The following is a 20887-nucleotide window of genomic DNA, read 5'->3' on the forward strand; positions in this document are numbered from 1 at the left end:
CGTGCTCGAGGCGGTGGGGCTCAGCAGGATCGAGGAACACACCTACGAGATGCTGGTCAGCCGCGGCCGGATGTCACTCACCGCGGTGATCGCCGAAAGTCCCGACAAGCCCGAGCTGCTGCGCCAGGCCTTGGACACGCTGGTGGAGAAGGGCCTGTTGCGCCGGCTGGCGGGTCCCGAGCAGGAGTTCGTGGTCGCGCCTCCCGAGTACGCCATCGAGGTACTGATCGCCCAGCAGATGAGTGCGCTCCAGGCGGTGCGGACCAGTACGGCGGAGCTGGCGGCCCGCGTCCGGCGCGTCACGCAGGGCGACGACCCCAGCGAGCTGGTGGAGATCGTCTCGGGCGAGGGCTCGGTCCGCCAGCTGTTCCTGCAGGTCATCAGCAGCGCTCGCGAGGAGATCGCGGTCTTCGACCGGCCGCCGTACGCCGCGGACATCAACGAGACGACGAGCCGGCAGGCGGTCCGGCTGAAGGCGGGTCTGCGCCTGCGGACCGTCTTCGACCGGTCGCTGCTGGAGGAGCCCGACCACGTGCGCCGGATCCTGCAGGGCATCGCGGCGGGGGAGCAGGGGCGGGTGGCACGGGTGCCGCTCAAGCTCGCGCTCATCGACCGCGAATGGGCGATGCTGCCCCTGCTGCACGCCGGTGACGAGACTCCCGAGGCGACCATCATCGTCCGTCGCTCGGTGCTGTTCGACTCGTTGCTGGCGTTGTTCGATTCGGTCTGGGAACACGCCGCCGAGCTGAAGCCGCAGACCGACGACGAGCTGCTGCTGGCCGGCACCTCGGAGGGCGATCTCCGGCAGCTGGCCCACCTGTTGGCCGCGGGCATGACCGAGGTCGCCATTGCCCACCACCTCGGGGTGAGCCAGAGGACGGTGCGCCGCCGGATCAAGGACCTGATGGACGAGCTCCGGGTCGACTCGAGGTTCGCTGCGGGAGTTCGTGCCGCCGGACGGGGCTGGCTCTGAGATACCGCTGGCCGGATGCGGCCAGTGGCCACGCTTGGACAGTGTCAGTGTCTAGTGTGCCGCCACAAGTAGTCGCCCGGTCGTCGATCCACGTCCGGGGCTGCGAGCGAAAGGAACGCCTGTGCGCGTGCGTCTGTCTCTTCTGCTTTCGTTGCTGGTCGCGATGATGTCGATCCTGGGGGCGGCGTCGATGATGACGCCGCTCGCGCAGGCAAGTCCGTCCGACGAGTACGTCGGCCCGTTCTTCGGTGACGGCAACCTGCCGCCCGGGTGCATCAAGGACATGAGCCGGGAGAACCCCGCCAATACCTGCTACCACGCGAAGGTCGGTCTCAACGCCCTGGACTCGCCCAAGGTCGACGTGGCGGTGCTGGTGCCGGCCTCGCCGACAGCCGAGCGCGACCTGCGGATCGTGCGGCAGGCAGCCGAGGCCTGGGAAGGTGGCATCCACTACCTGGCCGACGAGATGGGCCTGGACTGGCTTCGCGACGGTGTGGACTTCCGCATCTCGCCCAGCATCGTCAGCCTGGTCGAGGGCGAGGAGGTCAGCACCTTCCCGCTCTACGACCCCGAGATCGTGATCATCGCGACCAACCCGGTCGGCGGTGCGGGCATCGGCGCGGACCCGCTGTGGCTGACCAAGGAGCTCGGCATTCTCGATGAGAACGGCGTGCCGTGCCACAGCATCCCCAACCCGTTCTCGATGGAGACCTGGGAGGGCATGCCCGGCTACGACGGCCACCACGGTGACGGCGGCGGCATCTACGTCGAGGACTGCGGCGGCGCGGGCGGCAACGTCTGCTTCTCCGTCAACGGCGCTGTCGATCCCGTGCCGGGTACGACGGATGCCTTCTCGCTGTTCGACCTGGTGCTGCACGAGACCGGCCACTGCCTGACGCTGGGCCACGTGGGCGACGGCGCCGAAGGCGCGTGGGGGCCGGTGCCGACGAACGACATCATGGCCTACAGCTACGACCCGCCCGGGCAGAACAAGTGCGTCTCGACGCTCAACGTGGAGGCGTTCGCAACCCGGATGAGCAACTACCTCGACGTCGACGGCAACGGCGCGGTCACCGAGGCGGACAAGCTCGAGCCCAACGACGTCGCGGGCGACGGGACCAACTCCTTCCAGGTGCAGCACCCCGACCACCACCTCTACGCCTCCTCGACGGGGTCGGTCTGGGACTGCCCACAGCCCGACCTCGGCTTGCTGCCCGGGGAGCGGACCGACTGGACGCCGGAGCCGGTGGACACCCACCATCCGGTCCTCAACGTGGCCACGCCCGATCATGGTGCGGAGACCTCCGACGGGCGGGTCCAGGTCAGCGGCACGGTCGAGCGACGGCCGATCGACGCGCCGCCGACCTCGCCCACGGCGTCGTACGACGACCCCGGGGGTGACGCGACGTCCGACCTCAGCGACATCGAGAACATCCAGGTCGAGGTCTCAGCCCTCGAGGTCACGGCCACCGTCAGGGTGAAGAAGCTCTGGCCGAGCGGCGTCCCCAGCCTCCCGCAGTACAGCATCAGCATCGACGGCCGGCAGTTCGACTCCAAGGTTGGCGAGGCCGGTGTGATCACCGCCGACCACTCGATGGAGCAGATCGTGCCGAGCGACTGGTCGAGCTGGGACGCGTCCGCGAACACGGTGACGTTCCACATCCCGCGGAGCTATCTGGCGAACGCCAAGGTGACCGCGCCGTACGACGTGTTCGCGCTCTCCGGCTTCACCACGCCGAACAAGATCTGGACGATCGTGACCGACGATCGCGCTCCTGACGCCGGGTGGGTGGGCGTCGCCGCGCCCGCGGGTACGACGGCCGCGGCGGCGCCCGGTTCCGGGACCACCACGGGCTCCGGAGACTCGGCCGCCGGGAGCGTCCTGGAGACGATCGTCCTGGAGCGGACCGGGGGCAACACGTTCACGGCGGCCAGCACCTCGCTGGGGGTGGTGACCGGCAATCGTCACACGTTCACCCTGAACGTTCCCGAGCGCAGCGACGTGGAGCTGTTGCTCGGCTGGGGCGACGCCAGCGACCTCGACCTGTACGCGACGGGTGCGGCAACCGGTTCGGCAGCCTCGAGCGGCCAGCCCGAGCGGCTGCTCCTCGAGAACGTCCAGGGCCAGCTCAATATCGAGGTCGACCCGTACCTCGTCGTGGGCGTGCCCAGCACGACGTACACCCTCACCGCCACGCTGGCGAGCGTCTCCGGCGATGGCGACGGAGACGGGGTGCCGGACGGTGAGGACCGCTGCCCGTCGGTGGTCGGGCCGGCGCCGACCGGTTGCCCGGACACCGACGGCGACGGCGTGGCCGACCGCTACGACCTGTGCCCGAACGAGCCCGGCAACGGCGCCGACGGCTGCCCGATCCCGGCGACCGAGCACGTCAAGGTGTACGTCGACGGCACGCTCGCCGCCAGCCAGGACGTCGACACGAGCGACGAGCTCGACACCTTCGCGATCGACGTCACCGTCCCGACCGGTTCGCACGAGCTGCGGATCGAGTGGGAGGACGACGGTGAGGTCATCGCGACCGACCGCCGTACCGTCGTCCACACCGCTCCCGGCGTCGACCGCGATGGTGACGGTGTCGCCGACAGCCGCGACAACTGTGTCAAGCAGCCCAACCCCGACCAGGCGGACCTCGACCGCGACGGCAAGGGCAACGTCTGCGACAACGACATCGACGGTGACGGCCACTCCAACTCCAAGGAGCAGGCTCACGGGACCGACCCGTATGACCCGCGGTCCTACCCAGGCCGCCCGCGGGGCATCCTCGGATAGGCCGTGACGCGGATGGGACGCGGCGCAAGTGCCACCCGGGCCAGCGGCGACCCGCGCAAGCGGGCCGCCGCGGCCACGGCGGCGGCGTCCGACCACGGCAAGCGCAGGCGGGTCGCGTTCGGCGCACTCCTGGTCGCAAGCATCGGGTTCGTCGCGATCGTGGTCGCCACCAACCAGTCCGCCCACGAGGAGCGGGAGACCGGGGCCCGTGGCTACGCTGCCGCGGCCTGCGACCTGACCGACAAGGCAGAGGAGGCGACGACGGTGAGCACCGGCGCGCGGTACGCCGCCGCGGTGCTCCTGCTCGACCGGGCGATCATCGAGTCCGCGCGCGCGGCCCGGTCCGAGCCCGAGTTCGCCGAGATGGACCAGGCGGTGCAGGCACTGCACACCGCCGGGCACCGGGGTGGTCCGGCCCGGTGGCAGGTCGCGCTCGACGCGGCGCTGGCCGCCTGCCAGGACGCGGTGGGCTGAGCTGATCAGCGCAGGTCGAGCCGCTGGCCGGCGTTGAGCTGGCTGCCACGGACCGACGGCAGTCCGAGTACGTCGCACACCAGGTTCGCCAGGTCGCCGTTGCGGACCGGCTGGTCGCCGGTGTAGCCCGGCCGACGAGTGCCGGGGCGGTCCAGTTCGGGGTTGAGGCCGTACAGGTCGCGGCCCCTCGAGACACCGGCGCCCCAGGTCAGGAACGGCACCCGGTAGTTGCTCAGCGCCGCGGCATCGGTGTGGCCGTGAGTCGTACCGCCGTGGTCGGCGGTCAGCACCACCACGAGGTGGTCGCGGAGCCAGGCGTGCCGCCGTACCGTCGCCAGCAGCGAGCCGAGCAGCCGGTCGGTACGCCGCACCGCGGCCACGTAGGCGGCCGAGGTGAAGCCGTGGGCATGGCCGGCGCGGTCCGGCAGCGACAGGTGCAGGAAGGTGAGCCGTCGCGGCCGGGTGACCAGCTCGGTCCGCACCGCCCGGACCAGCGCGGCGTTGTCCTCGTCGACGTGGAACCGGTCGATCGAGCGGCCCCAGCTGCGCCGGAAGAGCGCGAACTTGTCCTTTGCCGTGAACAGCGCGGTCCGGCCGCCGCTCGCCGCCACCACGTCGAAGACCGACCCGACGTGCTCGCCGGCGGCGGCGTGCACGGTGCCGCCGCCGTCGTTGTTCTCGGCCACTCCGTGGCCGCCGCGCGCACGGGCGACCGGCCGCCCGGTCAGCATGCCGGTGTGGTTGGGCAGCGTGGTGGTGCGCTCGACCGCCGAGCGGGCGTTGAGGGTGCCGGCGCCCTCGCGCAGCATCCGGTGGTACGCCGGGGCACGCGTGGCGCCGAGCCGCTCCAGCGTGGCGGGCCGCAGCCCGTCGACCGAGATCGCGAGCACGTGCCGCACTGGACCCGCCGGTCGAGTAGGTCGGGCAGCGACAGGGTCGAGACCCACGGTCGGCATGGTCAGGCCGACCGCGACCGTGAGTGCGACTGCTGCCGCCGTACGCGCGAGGGTCACACCGCCACGGTCGCGTGGCGGCGTGACCTCGGCGTGAAGTCCTCCTAGTCGGCCAGTGAACCCACGGCCGCGATCAGGAGCTTGCGGACCTGGTCGGCGATCGCGGTGCGGTTGGCCTCGAACGTCGGGTTGGTGATCTCGACGGCGGGGTCGCCGAGGCCCTCCAGCACCGGCGTGTGGATGTGGCCGCCGGGCAGGTCGTGCAGGCCGAGCGCGTCGCGCACCAGCGTGGCGCGGTAGGCGCTCTCGTTCGACAGGTAGTTGCCGCCGCCACCTTGACGCGCCTGGGAGCCAGGGGTCGGCCCGTTGGGCTGCGCCGTACCCGGGCTCGGGGCTGCCGGACAGGTCACCGTGACCGGCTCCTCCGGTGTGTCCCCGGGTACCTCGACGACCCTGTGGTTCTCGACGACCGGGAAGGCGCCCTGGACCGGCGTCATCGCCGCGAACGGCAGGGTCGAGCGGGTCCACTCGGGCTGCGGGGTGACGGTCGGGAAGCCTTCCCTGACCAGCGCCCGGCCGCGGTAGCAGACGCCCTCGTTGTCGATGAAGCCACCGCGCCAGACGCCGTTGTTGACCTCCAGGTCGAACCTGCCGACCCGGCCCTGGCTGGTGGTGGAGAAGAGATCGACCTGGCGCAGGTACGGCGCGAAGCTGCGCTCGACCATGCCGTCGGCGAAGTCGCGCCAGCGCACCGGCAGCAGCACCGCCTCGATCCGGGCCCGGCCGGCCGGCGTACTGACCGTGTGGCCGTCGAGGGCGAGCGCACCGGCGCCGGACGGGTTGCTGTTGGTGATCTTCTGCGGCAGTAGGAACGGATCGAAGCCGCTGATCAGCACTCGCTTGACCCGACGGCTCTGCGAGAACCGGATGTCGTCCTGGCCGCGGGAGATCCGGTCGACGTCGGTGATCAACAGGGCCCGGGACTCAGGAGTCAGGGCGAAGGACGGGGTGTACTGGCGCAGCGCGCGGGTGATCTGGAGCCGGGTCCAGTACAGCGGCCGGTCGTCGCCCGCGGACAGGTCGCCGGCCACCACGCGGCCCTGGGCGCGGTCGACCGCGAACTCCCACAACTTGGCCGCGTGGGAGCGCACCACCGCGCGGGCGGCAGGCAGGTCGCTCGCGCGGCAGAGCGCGGTCGTGAAGGCGGGCGTGCGGCCGGCGTACCCACCGCGCTCGATGAGCTCCTGTGGCTGTGGCCGGTCGACGAGCTGCTCCTCGACATTGCCGGTGACGGCCGGGTCGAGGCAGGAGAGGCCGTCCGGCTCGGGTGCTGCAGTGGCGGCGGAGGTGGGGATCATCAGGGCGAGTGCGGTGGCCGCGATCGCGGGCCGCAGGAAGCGGAGGCGCATGGGTGGAGTCCTTCCGAGGGCAGGGTCCTCGCAGCGTAATGGGTGCACGTGGCGGCCGTCTCAGGTGACCTCAGTCGCTATCGCGCGCGGGTGAGGGCCGGATACGTCTAGCCTCTCCTTTCGTGGCAGACGCACCAATCGGCATCTTCGACTCGGGCTTCGGTGGACTCACCGTGGCGCGCTCGGTCATCGACCAGCTGCCCCACGAGTCGATCCTGTACGTCGGCGACACCGCCCGGCAGCCCTACGGCGAGAAGCCGATCGGCGAGGTCCGCGAGTACGCGCTGGAGTGTCTCGACCATCTCGTCGACCGGGGAGTGAAGGCGCTGGTGATCGCCTGCAACTCGGCGAGTGCGGCGATGCTGCGCGACGCGCGGGAGCGGTACGACGTACCCGTGGTCGAGGTGATCCTGCCCGCCACCCGGCGCGCGGTCGCGGCCAGCCGCACCGGGCGGATCGGCGTCATCTGCACTGAGGCCACCGCCGAGTCGATGGCCTACGACGACGCCTTCGCCGCGGCGCCGCACGTCACCCTGCTGACCCAGGCATGTCCGCGGTTCGTGCCGTTCGTCGAGCAGGGCGTGACCGGCGGTGACGACCTGGTGAAGGTCGCCCACGAGTACCTCGACCCGCTGGTCTCGGCCGGCGTCGACACCCTGATCCTGGGCTGCACCCACTACCCGCTGCTCACCGGCGTCATCTCCTACGTGATGGGTGACCAGGTCACGCTGGTCAGCAGTGCCGAGGAGTGCGCCAAGGACGTCTACAAGCTCCTGGTCCGCAGCGAGCTGATGGCCCCGGACGACGAGCAGCGCGGCGCCCCGTCGTACACCTTCCTGACCACGGGCCAGCCTGGCGACTTCGAGTCGATCGGGCGCCGGTTCCTCGGCCCCGAGCTCGCGGTCGCCAGCCAGTTCGCCGGCGGGTTGGCGGGGGAGGGGCTGGCATGAAGCTCACCGTGATCGGCTCCTCGGGCTCCTACCCTGGACCGGACTCGCCCGCCAGCTGCTACCTGCTCGAGGCTGAGGGGCCCGACGGGCGCACCTGGCGGATCCTGCTCGACCTCGGCAACGGCGCCCTCGGCGTGCTGCACCGGTACGTCGACCCGCTCGCGATCGACGCGGTGTTCCTCAGCCATCTGCATCCCGACCACTGCGTCGACCTGTGTGGCTACTACGTGCTGCGCCGCTACCACCCGGACGGGCAGCAGTCGCGGATCCCGGTGTGGGGGCCGGTCGGGGTCGAGGGTCGGATCACCCGCGCCTACGACCTGGAGCCGGGTCCGGGTATGACCGAGGTCTTCGACTTCCGCGAGTACGACGAGGCGCCGCCCGGCCCGATCCGGCTCGGCCCGTTCTCGGTCGAGCCGATCCCGGTCGTGCACCCGGTGCCGGCGTACGGCTTCCGGATCTCGGCCGGCGGTGGCGTGCTCGCCTACTCCGGCGACACCGGCGCCTGCAAGGGGCTGGAGCGTGCGGCCGCCGGCGCCGACCTGCTGCTGGCCGAGGCGTCGTTCCTCGAGGGCCACGACAACCCCGCCGATCTGCACCTCACCGGCCGCGAGTGCGGCGAGACCGCCACCCGCGGCGGAGTCGGCCGCCTCGTCCTCACCCACATCCCCGCCTGGCACGACCCCCAGATCCCCTACGGCGAGGCCCGCGCGGCGTACACCGGCCCGATCGACCTCGCCCGCACCGGCGCAACCTACGACCTCTGAGGCGCAGCGCCCGGATAGTCCAGAACGTTTGACATCATTTTCGGGCGCAAAGTGATGTCAAACGTTCTGGACTATCCCGGCCTAGCGCTCAGACCAGGCCGGCGTCGTGGACGCACATGGCGATCTGGACCCGGTTGGTGGCGTGCAGCTTCTCGAACAGCTTCGAGACGTGGGCCTTCACGGTCGGCACCGAGAGGAACAGCTCCTTGGCGATCTCGGCGTTGCTGAGGCCACGGCCGACGGCGATGGCGACCTCGCGTTCCCGCTCGGTCAGCGACGACAGCTTGGCCTCGGCTGTCGCGGCCCGGTCGGCGCTGGCGTCGGTGCGGACCCGGCGGATCAGGGTGGCGGTCGCGGACGGCGACAGCATCGGCTCGCCGTCGGCGACCTTGCGGATCGCGGCCACGATCTCGGCGGGCGGGGTGTCCTTGAGCACGAAGCCGTCGGCCCCGGCCGCCAGCGCGCCGACCACGTAGTCGTCGGCGTCGAACGTGGTCAGCACGATCACCCGCGGCGGGTTGGGCGCGGAGTGCAGCTGCTTGGTCGCCTCCAGGCCGTCCAACACCGGCATCCGGATGTCCATGAGTACGACGTCGGCCCGGAGCTCGGCGGCCTTGGCCACGCCGTCGCGGCCGTTCTCGGCCTCGCCGACAACCGCGAGGTCGGGTTGCCCGCCGAGCATCAGCCCGAGTGCCGATCGGACGAGTGGGTCGTCGTCCACGACGAGGACACGGATGGTCGAGCCCGAGGTCATACCGCCCACGGTATCCAGCCGTGCAGCACGAAGGTGGAGCCGTCGCGGGTGTGTTCGAGCCGACCTCCGTTGAGCGCGGCGCGCTCGGCGAGCCCGATCAGGCCCAGGCCGGACCGCGGCGGCGCCGGGTGGCCGAATCCCATCGGGTTGCGGAGCAGTACGTCGACGCCGGCTTCAGGGGTGCCGCTGACCCGGACCTCGACCAGGGCGCCGGGTGCGTGCTTGCGGGCGTTGGTGAGGCCCTCCTGCACGATCCGATAGACCGTCCGCCCGATCACGTCCGGCATCCCGGTCGTGTCGCCCAGCAGGTCGTCGTACTCCACGTTCATGCCGGAGTCGCGCGCCTCCTCGACCAGCGCGGGCACGTCGGCCATGGTCGGCTGCGGCTGGTTGCGCAGCTCGCCGGTGGCCGGATCGCGGAGTACGCCGAGGACGGCACGCAGGTCGGTCAGCGCCTCGTTGGCCTTCTCCTGGATGATCCCGGCGCTGCTGCGCATCTGGTCGGCGTCGAGGTCGTCGCGGAACGCCAGCGCGCCGGCGTGCATCGAGACCTGCGAGATCCGGTGCGCGAGTACGTCGTGCATCTCGCGCGCGATCCGGGCGCGCTCGTTGGCGCGGGCCTGGCTGACCCGGAACTCCTGCTCGGTCTCCGCCCGCTCGGCCCGCTGGTGCAGGGTCTCGATCAGCTCGCGGCGGGAGCCGATGTACATCCCCCAGCCGAGCGCAGCCGCGGTGAACACGATGGAGATGACCATGTTGAGCCAGAGCGGCGTGTCGTCGACGTTGGGCTGGATGATCGCGAACCCGGTCGACGACCCGACCACGACCAGAGCCAGCACGATCAGGTGCCGCCAGCGCCGGTGAGTGGCCATGGACACGGCGGCCAGCGTTGCCGGACCTGCCGCGATCCCGGAGAGCATGGAGACCGCGTTGGTCGAGATCGCGATCGGCACCGGCCACCGCCGCCGCCAGAACACCGCGACGTACGCCATCGCGCCGAGCGCGAGATCGGCCCAGAGGAGCCGCGGGTCCTGGCGCCACTGCGCCTGCGCGATCGGCGCCCAGGCCAGCAGGCTGATGGACACCGTGAGCAGCATCCGCCAGGTATGCCGCCACCACGTCAGCCGCGGCTGGTAGTCCTGGGGCTCCGGTCGATCCACAGGCACAGGCTAGGGCCCTCGCGGCGCCCGGCACATGAGGCCACAGGTGGCAGCCGGCCCCTACTTTGGTCTGCCCAGCGACACGCCCGCAGACCAATGCCACATTCGCAGGGCTCGGGCAGAGTTGCTCCCGTGATCAAAGTCGAGAACCTCACTAGGAAGTACGGCGCCTTTACGGCCGTCGACGACATCAGCTTCGTCTGCCGCCCAGGGCGGGTGACCGGATTCCTCGGACCCAACGGCGCCGGCAAGACCACGACCATGCGCGTGATGGTGGGCCTGACGCCCGCCACCCATGGTCAGACCACCATCGGGGGACACAAGTACCACGACATTCCCAACCCGGGGCGCCACGTCGGCGTCCTGCTCGACGCATCCGCGCAGCACGCCGGCCGCACCGGCCGCGAGGTGCTCACCATCGGCGCCAAGACCATGGGTCTGCCGATGTCGCGGGTCGACGAGATGCTTGAGCTCGTGAGCCTGTCCGGCGCCGAGGGCAAGCGCCGGGTCCGCAACTACTCGCTCGGTATGCGGCAGCGCCTGGGCATCGCGCACGCGCTGCTCGGTGACCCGTCGGTGCTGATCCTCGACGAGCCGGCCAACGGCCTCGACCCGGCCGGCATCCGCTGGATGCGCGGCCTGCTCAAGGGGTACGCCGACCGCGGCGGCACCGTGCTGCTGTCCAGCCACCTGCTCAACGAGGTCGAGCAGATCGCGGACGACATCATCATGATCGGCCGCGGCAAGATCGTCGCCGAGGGCACCCCGGCCGAGCTGCTGCAGTCCACCGGCACGTTCTTCAAGGCCGTCGAGGTCGAGCAGCTGCTCGACGCGCTCGTGGCCAGCGGCCTGCACCCGGCCCCGGTCGGCGACGGCTACCGGGTCGACGCCGAGGCGCTGCAGGTCGGCAAGATCGCAGCCGCCAACAGCGTGACCCTGATCGAGCTTCGTCCGGCCGACGGTGGCCTGGAGGACATGTTCCTCGAGCTCACCGCCGACACCCAGCGCGAGGACTTCGGGCAGGTGGCGCCGGCATGAGCGCCGTACTCACCAAGGGCGGGCACGAGCTGCCGGCCCTCGATACCTCGCACACCAAGCATCCGCCGTTCCTGCGGCTGGTGAGTGTCGAGCTGCGCAAGATGATGGACACCCGGGCCGGGCTGTGGCTGGTGATCAGCATGGCTGCGCTCACCGCGATCGTGATGACGATCCAGCTGATCGTGGGGCTGACCCAGGACATCAACATCAAGTACGCCGACTTCATCGCCGGCACGACGTACTCCATCGGCTTGCTGCTGCCGATCCTCGGCATCCTCTCGCTCACCAGCGAGTGGGGGCAGCGCACCGCGATGGTGACGTTCACGCTGGAGCCGCACCGCTGGCGGATCATCGCGGCGAAGCTGGCCTGCGTGGTCGCCATCGCGATCGCGTCGGTCGCGGTCGCCCTGGTCCTCGGCACGGTCGCCAATGCGCTGTTCGGCGCCTTCGGTGGCACGGCCGACTGGGACTTCGGCGTGGAGCGACTCGCCGGCTTCGCGATCCTGCAGGTCCTCGGCGTGCTGACCGGCTTCGCGCTGGCGGCGCTGCTGCTCAACACGCCCGGTGCGATCGTCGTCTACTTCGTCTACAGCTTCGTGCTGCCGACGCTGTTCGCGATCGGCGCCGAGCTGGTCGGGTGGATCAACGACATCCAGCCCTGGGTCGACTTCGGTGACGCCCAGCTGCCGCTCGGCGAGTGGGAGTGGGCGAAGAACGACGCCGCCCAGCTGGTCGTGACCTCGCTGATCTGGCTGGTGCTGCCGCTTGCGATCGGCCTGTGGCGAGTGCTCCGGGCAGAGGTCAAGTGATGAGCGCTGTACTGACCAAGGACGAGTTCCAGGAGCCGATGACGCTCGACGTCTCCCAGACGAGGAACCCGCCGTTCCTGCGGCTGGTCGGCGTGGAGCTGCGCAAGTCCTACGACACCCGTTCGGGCTTCTGGCTGCTGATGTCGATGGGCATCCTGGCCGTGATCACGCTGGCGATCATGACGATCGTCGGTGTCGTCAACGACAACGTCGAGTTCGCCTACGAGGACTTCGTGGCGGCGATCGCGTTCGTCACCAGCGTGCTACTGCCGGTCCTCGGGATCCTGCTGGTCACCAGCGAGTGGAGCCAGCGCACCGGGATGACCACGTTCGCGCTGTCCCCGCACCGGTTACGGGTGATCATGGCGAAGATGGTCGCGGGACTCGCCTGGACCTTCGTGATCATTGCGTTCGCGCTCGTGGTCGGTGCCGTCGTCAACCTGCTGTACGGCGCGATGGAGGGCGAGATGGCCTGGCGCTTCGGCTGGGAGGGCCTCACCGGCTTCGTGATCACCCAGTCGCTGGCGATGCTGGGCGGCTTCGCGCTGGCGACGCTGCTGCTGAACTCCCCGGCCGCGATCGTCGCCTTCTTCGCCTACAAGTGGATCCTGCCGACGCTGTTCGCGATCGGCGCGGCGCTGATCGGCTGGTTCGAGGACCTGCTGCCGTGGATCGACTTCCAGACGGCGCAGGGGCCGCTCTACGAGATGACGAACATGGATGGGGAGGACTTCGCGCACCTCCTGGTCTCGGGTGCCTTCTGGCTTGGGCTGCCGCTGGCGATCGGCATCTGGCGGGTGCTGCGGGCCGAGGTGAAGTAACTGGGCCTTCGGCCCGTCGAAGGCGTGGGCCGCCTTCGGCGGGCTGATGGCCCGTTCCGGAGACCAAGCTCGCTGCGCTCGCGGTCCCCGGCGTTCTCCCAACGTTCCGGGACACGTCACCGCGACGCGGGCGCGACGTACGCGAGGCCGCCACGCTGTGTGCCATGACCGCTGGTACCGGTTACCTCCGCTTCGCGGCGCTCGGCGACAGCACCACCTACGGCGTGGGCGACCCGGTTCCCGGGGGCTGGCGCGGGTGGGCGAAGCTGCTCGCCGACGCCATGCGTACGTCGTACGACGTGTCCTACTGCAACCTCTCGGCGACCGGCGCCACCGCGCTGTCGGTGCGGCACGAGCAGCTGGCCGACGCCGTTGCCCACCAGCCCGACGTGGTCAGCCTGATCGTCGGGGTCAACGACACGATGCGGTCCAACTGGGACCCGGTGCGGATCCGCCGCGACCTGCTCCACTGCGCGGAGACCATGCACGACCTGGGTGCGGTGCTGCTGACCGCCCGCTTCCACGACCACGGCCGGATCTTCGGGTTGCCGGGCTTCCTGCGCCGGCCGATGTGGCAGCGGATCGAGGCGGTCAACGAGGCGTACGACGAGATCAACGCGCGCTTCGGCTCACTGTGCATCGACCTCGATATGCGGCCGGAGGTGTGGACGCGGGAGTTCTGGTCGATCGACCGGCTGCACCCGTCCGAGCTCGGCCATCGCGCCCTGGCCCGGGTCTACACCGACATGCTCGCGGAGCGGGGGATCGTGTTCGAGCCGCCGTCGGCCGAGCGCGACGGCGGCTACGAGCCCAGCTGGCGCTCCGATCTGGCCTGGATGGTTACCGAAGGTGCACCGTGGGTCGGCCGCCGGGCCCGTGACCTCGGCCCGTGGGCGGCCCGGATGGCGCTGTCGGAGGCCAGGTCGGTGGTCGCCCCACAGCCGCGCCGGGCACCTATCAAGGCGCCCGCTCAGCCAGCAAGGCCGACCACCGCACTCGACCCGATCGGCTAGCCCACGCTGGGCTGGGCGCCCTCCAGCACCTCGACGCTGTCCAGGAACTCCAGCATCGTCAGCTTTGCCCACCCGGCGTCGTTGGGGAACTGCACCAGGATCGTGCCCGCGGGCTCGCCGTCCCGGGTCAGGGTGCTGATCGAGGTGTGGTCGCCGCCGCCATCGCTGTTGACCCAGAACTCGCGCCCGTTGTGGTGGGTCACCTCGTCGCCAGCCGGCGCGTTGCTGTCCAGCATGATCACCAGCTTGCCGATGAAGCTGTCCGGGTGGGTGTCGGGATCGCCGTCCTTGGCGATGGTGACTCGGAAGGCGTTCTCGCCCTGCACCGACCACCCGTCCGGCACCTTGCCGAACCGGTAGCTCCCGGCATCCAGCGGCTGGCTGACCAGCCGGACCGCCTCGACGCCCGACGAGGACTGCTGCTCCTGCCTTGCCGTGGGGGTGTCGTCGCCGGCGTACTCGCGGACCGCGGTGGTGCCGATGACGCCGGCCACGGCCAGCCCGAGTACGCCGCCGGCGACCCGGCGCCGCCGGATCCGGGCCAGTGCCCGGCGGCCGCGGGCGAGGTCGGCGCGGGCGTCGAAGGAGTCGGTGCCGTCGGTCCGGCCGGCGGTGTGGAGCAGGTCGTTCAGGTCGGTGTCGTTCACGGGATCTCCTTCAAGGTGACGGCGGGCTCGAGGCTGGCACGCAGGTGGCGCAGCGCCTTGGCGGTCTGCGACTTCACGGTGCCGGTGCTGCAGTTGAGGATGCGGGCGGTCTGGTCGACGTCCAGGTCGAACCAGTGCCGGAGTACGACGGCCGCGCGCTGCCGCGGTGGAAGCCCGCCGAGGGCGTCGAGCACCGACGCCCGCAGCTCGTGGTCGTCGGCGACCTGCTCCTCGCGGCGCGCATCAGGTGCGGGCGGCTCGGCGACCACCCGTTCCCGGCTCCGGAACGCTCGCCGGCCCTCGTCGATGAAGACGTGGGTGAGCGAGCGGCGGGCGTAGCCCACGGGGTTGTCGCTGCGGCGTACCTTCGGCCACTGCACGTAGAGCTTGGTCAGGGTCGTCTGGACGAGGTCCTCGGCCTGCGCGTGGTCTCCGGCGGTCAACAGCCGGGCGGCCTGCATCAGGACCGGTCGGTGCTCGGCGACGAACTCGACGAACTCCGCGTCGCGGTCAGTTGCTCTCATGTGGTCTCCTCACACCCCCTTGACGGGGTTGAAGCCGCGCCCGGTTGCCCGACATGGGGCGGTTCGGCATTAGTCTCCTCCGCATGACGAGCACTTCCACCGCTGCGCCGCGCGCAGACGGGCGAGCCGACGACGAGCTCCGCCCGGTGAAAATCACCCGCAACTGGCTGGACCACGCCGCCGGTTCGGTCCTGGTCGAGTTCGGCCGCACCCGGGTGCTCTGCGCGGCGTCGGCCACCGAAGGCGTGCCGAGGTGGCGCAAGGGCTCCGGCCTCGGCTGGGTCACCGCGGAGTACGCCATGCTCCCCGCCTCCACCAACACCCGCTCGGACCGCGAGTCGGTCAAGGGCCGGATCGGCGGCCGCACCCACGAGATCTCCCGGCTGATCGGCCGGTCGCTGCGCGCGGTGATCGACTACAAGGCGCTCGGCGAGAACACGATCGTGCTCGACTGCGACGTACTCCAGGCCGACGGCGGCACCCGTACCGCCGCGATCACCGGCGCCTACGTCGCGCTCGCCGACGCGGTCGCGCACCTGCGCGGTGCCGGCGCGCTGACCGGTGAGCCGCTCACCGGCTCGGTCGCCGCGATCAGCGTCGGCATCATCGACGGGGTGCCACGGCTCGACCTTCCCTACGAGGAGGACGTGCGCGCCGAGACCGACATGAACGTGGTGATGACCGGCGCCGGGAAGTACGTCGAGGTGCAGGGCACCGCCGAGGGCGCCGCCTTCGACCGGGACGAGCTGGACGCGCTGCTCACCCTGGCCGAGAAGGGCTGCGCCGACCTGACCCGGTTGCAGGCCGAGGCGCTGGCCGGGGCGGGGGCGGGGCAGTGAGCAAGGTCTTCCTCGCCTCCCGCAACGTCAAGAAGCTGGAGGAGATGCAGCGGATCCTGGCCGAGCACGCGCCCGACATCGAGGTGCTCGGCCTCGACGACGTCGACGCGTACGACGAGCCGGTCGAGGACCAGCCGACCTTCGAGGGCAACGCCCTGCTGAAGGCACGAGCCGGCGTCGCCGCGACCGGACTTCCGTCGCTGGCCGACGACAGCGGCCTGTGCGTGGACGCACTGAACGGGATGCCGGGCGTGCTGTCTGCCCGCTGGAGCGGCCCGCCGCTGCCCGACCAGAAGGACCTGACCGACGAGCTCAACAACGAGCTGCTGCTGGCCCAGCTGACCGACGTACCGGAGGAGCGGCGGGGTGCGCACTTCGAGTGCGCGGTGGCGTTCTGCTACCCAGTCGGCGCCGGCGGCCTGTCCGAGCACGTCGTACACGGGAAGATGCCGGGCCGGGTGATCCGGGAGATGCGCGGCGACGGCGGCTTCGGGTACGACGTGCTCTTCGTCGCCGAGGAGCACTCCGGGGTCGACCACGGCGCCGGCCTGACCTCCGCCCAGCTGTCCGCCGAGGAGAAGGACAAGATCTCGCACCGCGGCCGCGCTCTGCGCGAGATCGCGCCGCTGGTCGGCGACGTGCTGACCGGTCTCTAGCCCTCGCGGCACTAGACCTCGGCCGTCGGAGCCTCGTCGGCCGCGGCGATGTCGCGGTGGATCCGGCGGCTGATCGTGTAGCCCCAGGCAGCGGCGAAGATGAACATGATCACCGAGTAGACCGCGGCCGGGACCGACGCCTCGGTGCTGTCGAGCACCTCGACGGCGACGAAGATCGCGAGCGTTCCGTTGTGGACGCCGATCTCCATCGACGACGCGATCGCCTGCCGCTCGGTGACGCCGAACGCCTTCGGCACGAAGTAGCCGGTCAGCAGGCTCAGCGCACAGAAGAGGGCGGCGACCACGCCGACGTCGGCGAGGTAGTCGACGATGTTGTCGCGCTCGCTGACCATGATCCCGAGCACCAGGACGGCCAAGATGATCGCCGAACCGATTCGGACCGGCTTATCCATCCGTGCGGAGAAGCCAGGCGCGCGGTTGTGGACGTACATGCCGATCGCCACCGGGATCAGCACGATCGCGAACACCTGGACGACCTCGTTGAACGGCAGTGACACCGAGTCGCCCTGGTCGAAGTGGTCGATCGCGAAGTTGGTGATCAGCGGCAGCGTGATCAGCGCTAAGAGCGAGTTGACAGCAGTCAGGGAGATGTTGAGCGCGACGTCACCGCGGAACAGGTGGCTGAACAGGTTGGCGGTGGTGCCGCCGGGCGACGAGGCGAGCAGCATCATGCCGATCGCCAACAGGGGCGGCAGATCGAACAGCTTCACCAGCCCGAAGCAGACCGCCGGTAGCACGAGCAGCTGGCAGGTCAGCGCCACCACGACTGCCTTCGGGTTCTTGCCGACCCGCTTGAAGTCGTCAACCGTCAGATCGAGCCCGAGTCCGAACATGATGAAGGCAAGGGCGATCGGCAGCCCGATCGTGGTGAGCGCTGAATCCATGGCGCGGACTCTAGGGCCTGGGTGAGGTCCTCGGGAAGGTCATCTCGGCACGTTGTTCAATTGACCAAGTTGGGCCGGCGCGGGTTGTGACCCGGGCCTACTCCCAGCTCCAGCTGCCGAGGATCTCCTCGAACCGGTCCTGTGCGTCGTCGTCGCCCTGCTTGGCGCTGAGCCCGATGGAGTACTGGGTGCCGTCGACGATCACCAGGTACGCGATCTGCACGATGTCGACGCCGCTGTCGGTGGTCTGCTCCATCTTGGCGCCGATCGCGTCCTCGCCGTCGATCTCGGTGCCGTCGATCTCCTCGGGGGTGACGCCGCTGGAGGAGGCCATGTTGGTCTCCCAGTCCTCGCGCAGGTCCTCCTCGTCCTCGGTGCTGCCGGCGGAGCCGGTCTCCACGATGACGTTGGCGCGGCCGCCGGTGAGCTTCTTGCCCCAGGCCGAGACTGTGTCGACGGTGCCGGGGACGTCGCCACTGAGGGCGTCCTCGGTGACGTCGTTCCAGTCCTCGGGAAGCGCATAGGTGTAGCCGGCGCCGTCCACGCCCGGGCCGTCGTCCGGCGCGTTCTCGGACTCGCTGCTGGTGGGGTCGTCCGAGCCCTCTTGGGCCTTGTCGTCGTCATCGCGGCTGGCCAGGATCAGCACGGTGGCCAGGACGCCGCCGGCGATCAGCAGCGCGCCGACGACGAGGAAGATGATCAGCCCGGCCTTCTTCTTGGGCGGCTGCGGCGGGGGGGCGCCGTACTGGGCGGTCGGGTAGTCCGGAGGGGTGCCGTAGGGCGACGAGCCGTACTGCGGATTGCCGTAGGCCGACGGTCCGTAGGGATTCTCGCCGTACGGCGGCTGCTGGGACATGTTGCGCGCTCCTCCTCGGTGACTGCGTGCCGGAGGGGGGACTTGAACCCCCACGCCCGAGGGCACAGGTACCTAAAACCTGCGTGTCTGCCAATTCCACCACTCCGGCTGCACCGCGATCCTAGTGCGTGCCCCCTGATCTCCGTGCCTGATATCGGACTCTCAGGGGGTCAGCCACGCCGTGAGCTCGTCGAGCATCGCCGCCACGACCGGCAGTCCGGCCGAGGCGTCGTGAACGGCGGCGTACACACCGCGCACCGGCGGATCCACCAGCGGCCGGCACACGACGTCGGCGCGCACCGAGCCGGCCATCAGGCCGGGCACGATCCCGACCCCGGCGCCGGCGGCGATCAGGCCGAGCTTGCCGGTCCAGCCGCCGCACTCGTGCTCGATCCGCGGGCTGAAGCCGGCCCGGGCGCAGGCCTCGACCAGGGTCCGCGCGGACCCGCGGTAGTCCTCGACCCAGTCGTCGTCGGCGTACCTGTCGAGCCGGACCCGGCGGGTCGGCCCGGCCAGCCGGTGGCCGGCCGGCATCCCGACCAGGACCTCGTCGTCGGCGAGGTGGTGAAGGACCACGCCCGCCGCGGAGGGCAGGCCGGGCGGGTAGTCGGTGACCACCGCCAGGTCGAGCTCACCGCGGGCCACCCGGCCGACGAGGTCGGGCGTGAAGCCCTCGACGAACCGCAGCCGCACCTCCGGGTGATGCCGGCGCAGCCGGTGCGACACCGTCGGCAGCAGTGCGGCGGCGGCGGACGGTACGGCGCCGACCGACAGCGTTGCGGTCGCGGCGGCCGGCTCCGCGACCGCCTCGGCAAGCCGGGTGACCTCGCGCAGGATCACCCGCGCGTGCCGCTCGACCGCCTCGCCGGCCGACGTCAGCCGGACCCCGCGGGGGAGTCTCTCCAGCAGTTGGGCGCCGGTGTCCGCCTCCAGTGCCTGGACCTGCCGTGAGACGGCGGATTGGGTGTAGCCGAGCGTGTCCGCGGCGGCACTGATGCTGCCGAGCCGCGCCACCTCGACCAGGGTGCGGAGGGCGGTGGTCTGCATGCCGCCCAGGCTATCCACCGTCATGCGGAATGCGCATCTGATGCATGCGATAGATGCGCTTGCCGCGTGCCAGGACACCTTGCAGACTTGTCGCATGACCTCACACATCACGCGTCATCACGCGCCCGAAGGCGTCTTCGAGGCCGCCGGGTACAGCAACTGCGTCGTCGGCGAGGGACGGATCGTCGCCATCGCCGGCCAGGTCTCCCGGGACACCGACGGCAACCTCGTCGGTGCGGGCGACTTCCGCAAGCAGGCCGAGCAGGTCTTCGAGAACCTGCGGCTCAGCCTGGCCGCCGCGGGCGCCACCTTCCTCGACGTGATCAAGCTGAACTACTACCTCGCCGACATGGCCGACATCGTGACCCTGCGCGAGATCCGGATCGCCGCCATCGAGGACGAGAACCGCCCTGCCAGCACCGCGGTCCAGGTTGGCGCGCTCTTCCAGCCCGAGTTCCTGCTCGAGGTCGAGGCGCTCGCCGTCGTCCCGTTCGACCGCGAGGTCGGCTCCGAGGCCGCGCGATGAAGGTCGCGGTCTGCGGGCTCGGCCGGATGGGTACGGCGATGGCCGAGCGGCTGGTCGCCGCCGGTCACGACGTCGCGACCTGGAACCGCTCGCCTGGGCGGTCGGTGGCCGGCGCTGCGGCTGGTACGACGCCGGCCGAGGCCGCGCGCGGCGCCGACGCCGTACTCCTCGCACTGCTGGACGGGCCGGCCAGCCGGGACGTGCTGGCCACCCTCGACGCGGCTCCGGACACGTTGGTGATCAACGTGGCCACGATCGCGCCGGCCGAGTCCGTGGAGTTCGCCGGCACCGCCGCTGCCGCCGGGCTGCGCTACGTCGAGGCGCCGGTACTGGGCTCGGTGCCGGCCGTCCAGGGAGGCACGCTGCTGGTCCTCGCGGGCGGGAGCGAGGCCGACGTCGCGGCGGCGGGGGAGGTGCTGGGCGCGTTCGCCGGCGAAGTCCGGCACGCCGGTGAGCTGGGCACCGCGACCGGGCTCAAACTGGTCGCAAACTCCACCCTAGGCGTCGCGGCCGCCGGGGTTCGTGACGCACTCACGCTCGGCGACCGGCTCGGCCTACCGCAAGCCGCCGTGCTCGACGTACTCGCCGCCGGGCACTTCAGCAAGCTGGTCACCGCCAAGCGGGAGCGGCTCGAGACCGGCGACCACGACGGCGGCGACTTCACCGTGGCCGCCGTCGCCAAGGACCTGGAACTGGTCCTCGCCGAAGCCGACCTCCCCGTCGTCCGCGCGGCGGCGCTGCGGGCGGTCGAAGCACGGGACACCGGTGCAGGTGAGTCCGACATCTCCGCCCTGATGGCGCCTAGCGGCTGACTTGCCCGTCCGAAACTGTCCCGGCCCGTTGGAAGTTTCCGACGGGCCAGGACAGTTTCACTAGGTACCTAGGGCGAGTTCGGGCGGTCAACGCAACAAGAGGTCTTGGATGGCCTCTGAGGGGCGAGCGTAGTCGAGGCGTTTGCGGGGCCTGTCGTTGAGTTCG

21 protein-coding genes, 1 tRNA gene and 1 pseudogene are annotated in these 20887 nt (G+C 70.7%); 13 read left to right on the forward strand and 10 right to left on the reverse strand.

The features are described from left to right. The first annotated feature begins 1 nt into the window (after position 1). From DDV73_RS24285 to DDV73_RS24295, 3 genes are all read left to right on the forward strand, one after another. Positions 2 to 973 carry a LuxR C-terminal-related transcriptional regulator gene (locus tag DDV73_RS24285; RefSeq protein WP_109509862.1) on the forward strand — a complete coding sequence of 324 codons (972 nt, stop codon included), beginning with the start codon at positions 2 to 4 and terminating at the stop codon, positions 971 to 973. Positions 974 to 1100: 127 nt separating this feature from the next. After that, positions 1101 to 3761 (forward strand): thrombospondin type 3 repeat-containing protein, encoded by a 2661-nt coding sequence (locus DDV73_RS28930; protein ID WP_154402892.1) that lies wholly within the window; start codon positions 1101 to 1103, stop codon positions 3759 to 3761. A gap of 3 nt (positions 3762 to 3764) precedes the next feature. Next, positions 3765 to 4235, forward strand: a complete 471-nt coding sequence (locus tag DDV73_RS24295; protein ID WP_154402893.1) for a hypothetical protein — start codon at positions 3765 to 3767, stop codon at positions 4233 to 4235. A 5-nt stretch (positions 4236 to 4240) separates the two neighbouring features. Here DDV73_RS24295 and DDV73_RS24300 read toward each other — a convergent pair whose 3' ends face one another. Then, a complete protein-coding gene (locus DDV73_RS24300) occupies positions 4241 to 5248 on the reverse strand; it encodes an alkaline phosphatase family protein (RefSeq protein ID WP_109509865.1) in 1008 nt (335 codons plus the stop codon). Between the two features lie 44 nt (positions 5249 to 5292). Continuing rightward, complete coding sequence (locus DDV73_RS24305) at positions 5293 to 6597, reverse strand: pyroglutamyl peptidase (protein WP_109509866.1); 1305 nt, start codon at positions 6595 to 6597, stop codon at positions 5293 to 5295. A gap of 122 nt (positions 6598 to 6719) precedes the next feature. Here DDV73_RS24305 and murI point away from each other — a divergent pair, with 122 nt between their 5' ends. Further along, a complete protein-coding gene (murI, locus tag DDV73_RS24310; protein WP_109509867.1) occupies positions 6720 to 7547 on the forward strand; it encodes a glutamate racemase in 828 nt (275 codons plus the stop codon). Then, positions 7544 to 8314 carry an MBL fold metallo-hydrolase gene (locus DDV73_RS24315; protein WP_109509868.1) on the forward strand — a complete coding sequence of 257 codons (771 nt, stop codon included), beginning with the start codon at positions 7544 to 7546 and terminating at the stop codon, positions 8312 to 8314. The genes murI and DDV73_RS24315 overlap by 4 nt, the downstream gene beginning before the upstream one ends. 88 nt (positions 8315 to 8402) lie before the next feature. Here DDV73_RS24315 and DDV73_RS24320 read toward each other — a convergent pair whose 3' ends face one another. Beyond that, positions 8403 to 9068 carry a response regulator gene (locus DDV73_RS24320; RefSeq protein ID WP_109509869.1) on the reverse strand — a complete coding sequence of 222 codons (666 nt, stop codon included), beginning with the start codon at positions 9066 to 9068 and terminating at the stop codon, positions 8403 to 8405. Further along, positions 9065 to 10228, reverse strand: coding sequence for a sensor histidine kinase (locus tag DDV73_RS24325; RefSeq protein WP_109509870.1), 1164 nt, complete (start codon positions 10226 to 10228; stop codon positions 9065 to 9067). Before DDV73_RS24325 ends, DDV73_RS24320 begins: the two co-directional genes overlap by 4 nt. 132 nt (positions 10229 to 10360) lie before the next feature. Here DDV73_RS24325 and DDV73_RS24330 point away from each other — a divergent pair, with 132 nt between their 5' ends. The 4 genes from DDV73_RS24330 (at position 10361) to DDV73_RS24345 (ending at position 13909) form a co-directional block, all read left to right on the forward strand. Next, positions 10361 to 11266: an ABC transporter ATP-binding protein gene (locus tag DDV73_RS24330; protein WP_206051074.1), complete on the forward strand. Its 906-nt coding sequence runs from the start codon at positions 10361 to 10363 to the stop codon at positions 11264 to 11266. Then, positions 11263 to 12075 (forward strand): ABC transporter permease, encoded by an 813-nt coding sequence (locus tag DDV73_RS24335; RefSeq protein ID WP_109509872.1) that lies wholly within the window; start codon positions 11263 to 11265, stop codon positions 12073 to 12075. The genes DDV73_RS24330 and DDV73_RS24335 overlap by 4 nt, the downstream gene beginning before the upstream one ends. Continuing rightward, positions 12075 to 12896 (forward strand): ABC transporter permease, encoded by an 822-nt coding sequence (locus DDV73_RS24340; protein WP_240617455.1) that lies wholly within the window; start codon positions 12075 to 12077, stop codon positions 12894 to 12896. The genes DDV73_RS24335 and DDV73_RS24340 overlap by 1 nt, the downstream gene beginning before the upstream one ends. A gap of 164 nt (positions 12897 to 13060) precedes the next feature. Continuing rightward, positions 13061 to 13909: an SGNH/GDSL hydrolase family protein gene (locus tag DDV73_RS24345; protein WP_109509873.1), complete on the forward strand. Its 849-nt coding sequence runs from the start codon at positions 13061 to 13063 to the stop codon at positions 13907 to 13909. Here the strand turns inward: DDV73_RS24345 and DDV73_RS24350 are convergent. Further along, positions 13906 to 14556: a hypothetical protein gene (locus tag DDV73_RS24350; RefSeq protein ID WP_109509874.1), complete on the reverse strand. Its 651-nt coding sequence runs from the start codon at positions 14554 to 14556 to the stop codon at positions 13906 to 13908. The two genes, DDV73_RS24345 and DDV73_RS24350, sit on opposite strands and share 4 nt — an antisense overlap. Next, positions 14553 to 15080: a SigE family RNA polymerase sigma factor gene (locus DDV73_RS24355; RefSeq protein WP_109509875.1), complete on the reverse strand. Its 528-nt coding sequence runs from the start codon at positions 15078 to 15080 to the stop codon at positions 14553 to 14555. Before DDV73_RS24355 ends, DDV73_RS24350 begins: the two co-directional genes overlap by 4 nt. Positions 15081 to 15163: 83 nt before the next feature. Between DDV73_RS24355 and rph the strand changes: the two genes are divergently transcribed. After that, positions 15164 to 15919 carry a ribonuclease PH gene (gene rph / locus DDV73_RS24360; RefSeq protein ID WP_109509876.1) on the forward strand — a complete coding sequence of 252 codons (756 nt, stop codon included), beginning with the start codon at positions 15164 to 15166 and terminating at the stop codon, positions 15917 to 15919. Then, positions 15916 to 16575 carry a non-canonical purine NTP pyrophosphatase gene (locus DDV73_RS24365; RefSeq protein WP_109509877.1) on the forward strand — a complete coding sequence of 220 codons (660 nt, stop codon included), beginning with the start codon at positions 15916 to 15918 and terminating at the stop codon, positions 16573 to 16575. The genes rph and DDV73_RS24365 overlap by 4 nt, the downstream gene beginning before the upstream one ends. A gap of 11 nt (positions 16576 to 16586) precedes the next feature. On the opposite strand, the pseudogene DDV73_RS24370 reads toward DDV73_RS24365, so the two are convergent. The 4 genes and pseudogenes from DDV73_RS24370 to DDV73_RS24385 all read right to left on the reverse strand — a co-directional run. Continuing rightward, positions 16587 to 17492, reverse strand: a pseudogene (locus tag DDV73_RS24370) (bile acid:sodium symporter family protein); the annotation flags it as partial. A gap of 85 nt (positions 17493 to 17577) precedes the next feature. Continuing rightward, positions 17578 to 18336, reverse strand: coding sequence for a flagellar basal body-associated FliL family protein (locus DDV73_RS24375; RefSeq protein WP_109509879.1), 759 nt, complete (start codon positions 18334 to 18336; stop codon positions 17578 to 17580). Positions 18337 to 18363: 27 nt separating this feature from the next. After that, a tRNA-Leu gene (locus tag DDV73_RS24380) sits at positions 18364 to 18445 on the reverse strand. Between the two features lie 53 nt (positions 18446 to 18498). Beyond that, a complete protein-coding gene (locus DDV73_RS24385) occupies positions 18499 to 19383 on the reverse strand; it encodes a LysR family transcriptional regulator (RefSeq protein WP_161962526.1) in 885 nt (294 codons plus the stop codon). Between the two features lie 94 nt (positions 19384 to 19477). On the opposite strand from DDV73_RS24385, the gene DDV73_RS24390 reads away from it, so the two are divergent. Together DDV73_RS24390 and DDV73_RS24395 are read left to right on the forward strand one after the other, a co-directional pair. Next, complete coding sequence (locus DDV73_RS24390; RefSeq protein ID WP_109509884.1) at positions 19478 to 19909, forward strand: RidA family protein; 432 nt, start codon at positions 19478 to 19480, stop codon at positions 19907 to 19909. After that, positions 19906 to 20721 (forward strand): NAD(P)-dependent oxidoreductase, encoded by an 816-nt coding sequence (locus tag DDV73_RS24395; RefSeq protein WP_109509881.1) that lies wholly within the window; start codon positions 19906 to 19908, stop codon positions 20719 to 20721. Before DDV73_RS24390 ends, DDV73_RS24395 begins: the two co-directional genes overlap by 4 nt. Positions 20722 to 20887 lie beyond the last annotated feature (166 nt).

This window comes from Nocardioides speluncae (assembly GCF_003121585.1).
Taxonomy (GTDB): domain Bacteria; phylum Actinomycetota; class Actinomycetes; order Propionibacteriales; family Nocardioidaceae; genus Nocardioides; species Nocardioides speluncae.